Genomic DNA, 2,247 nt, shown 5'->3' with positions numbered 1-2,247 from the left:
ACTCCAGTTTAGCAGTGCTAAGCTGGGGTTCTTAAATATTAACTACCTCTTAAACATATGTAATCTCTCCGCCTTACGTATATCATTTTCGATGAAATCGGAAGCTGCGAAGGAGCTGTCGTACTCGAGGCCTGGCGGCAGCATTGGCGTGCAAGGTCTTGAGATGACTGCTCCGAGCTGCTTCTGTGTCAGCTTGCGGCCGTACTCCGCCTGGTACTCCTGCTCGAGTATGCGAAGGATGTCCCGAGCATTCTCGAGGCAGGTAATTGAATACTTATATACCTTATCCATGTCGCTCTCACCTACGAAGCTAAACGTCGTATATGGCAGCATCAGATTAATCGTTCTGTGCTCCTTAGAGTCATCGACTAGCTCGAGGCTGTCACCGCCAAAGAATGGGTAGCTGTCATGCTCATTTATCCAAATCGAGATATCCGGTAGGAAATAAGCTCCATCGACCGAGATGTCTCGTTCTTTCATAGTATCTAACGCTCTGCCGGTGAGCACTCCGACGATTACCTTGCGAAGGTCAATTCCCTCGTCATTAATCAGGGGTGCGATGTGATTTAAACGCTGACCATTATGAAGGAAGTCGTCAACTAATATCACAGGCTTTTCAAAGGACTTGATAGTTTTTAACTGCTCCTGTAGCGGTGCGTAGTTACGGTATTCTCTGATAGTGAATCCCGATAAATCATTCTTAAAATACTTATCCGTCCTAAGAGCCTTTGTTACTGTATTAGGTATGACCACATCCGAGAGTGCCTTGCCGTATGGAACTGCCATATAAGGGCCACGCTTCTTCAGCGGATCTGAAGCTGCAGGTACTCCATTTTCAGATGTAACCATATTTACGATACGGCTATATACTGCACTAGGGTTAAAAGTCAGTATCAGCTTGCCAGGAAATAGCTCATTAAAAGTCCTAAGGAGCTTTGCATGAGCATCATCTGCAGCTTTAATAATCCTAGGGTTCTTGTTGAACGGAGCCTTGATGCAAGCTTCGACATCTCTAAATAGCACGATAGGTGCTTTCATATCCACTGCATAGATTGGTTCTTCCTCACTGCTAGAGATATCGACAAATCCATGGTGGATTAAAAGGTCAATCGTATCCTCGTCCATACCTGCAGGATTTACAGGGCGATAGATTACGTAAGTGTAATCTTCATCGAGGAGTTCCGTCATAATCTCCGTGAGCAGAATCTGCTTAAGGTTGGAAACACCTGTATTTGCATAAAATGCACCGATTGAAGCTATCGAGCCAAGCGCACTCTTTCTAATCGTAGAAGCTACTTCGCTGCTACCGAATTCCTCGAGTAGGTCATTCGCACGAAGCTTTCTAGCCGATGCAAACGCAGAGAGCACAGGCTCTTCACGTTCTCCTGACTTAGCCTTTATCAGGATTGACTTCGTAGCAGGGTCATCAAGGTATTCGCTGAGAACCACGGGGTCGTAGCCAGCCGTCTCTAAATCATCGCTAAGCGGCATGGTTAAACCAGCATACATGTGTTCAAAGGCGCTGAAGTTGATATCGTTAGCGGTAAGCACTTCTTTATATGCAGGCTCATGCTTATAAAGGTTCATATCGTATATGTAGTTCTGCACAACTTGGTCGAGCAACGTGCCGATATCTCGCCCGAGGTCAATGTTGTTACGAATCCTAGCGGAGCTGACATCTTCAGAATATTTCTTGAGGTTTAGCTTTATAATCTCGCCCGTGATTGGGTAGCTATCACCGCTATCTCTATGCGAATCATCGCTCGACTCTCTATCGAATATAATGTGACCTAGCGAGTGAATTGAGTATTCGCTTGGGGCAGCCTTGTAGCAAGCGGCATTTTCAATAGCATCTGAGCCTGTAACTATGTATAAATCTTTGCCTGCAAAAAGCTCTCTCAGTCTCCGCATGTCATCCGAATTAGCGAGGTTAACTTGTATATCGTCAGGAAATAGATTTAAGCCCTCTTCACTACTAATGGACATAGCGAGAATGTTCTTGCGGAGTACATGAGGTAGCATCCTCTTGGCCCAAGAAAACTCATCTAGTACCAGATATACATCAAATCCCATATCTCGTATAGTCGTAGCAATCGCCTTGTGTCCGAGGCTAAATGGGTCAAATGTACCAGGGAAGAATGCAACTTTGTCATACTCCTTAAACTCAAATTGCCCAACTTCATCGACATATGTAGCGATGAATCGGTATATGTAATTTAACACTGCTGCATTGTTGTAGAACTCTAG

At 44.9% G+C, this 2,247-nt stretch carries 1 protein-coding gene; it reads right to left on the bottom strand.

What is annotated here, in order from left to right; translation table 11 throughout:
* Nucleotides 1-42: 42 nt before the first annotated feature.
* Nucleotides 43-2,247: nicotinate-nicotinamide nucleotide adenylyltransferase (locus tag AXF17_RS01445; protein WP_330398513.1), on the bottom strand; the 2,205-nt coding region annotated here is incomplete at its 5' end.

This window comes from Mogibacterium pumilum, assembly GCF_002243385.1.
In the GTDB taxonomy this organism is placed as follows: Bacteria; Bacillota; Clostridia; order Peptostreptococcales; family Anaerovoracaceae; genus Mogibacterium; species Mogibacterium pumilum.
The sequence above is the reverse complement of the archived record's forward strand: the minus strand, read 5'-3'. Positions and strand labels throughout refer to the sequence as shown.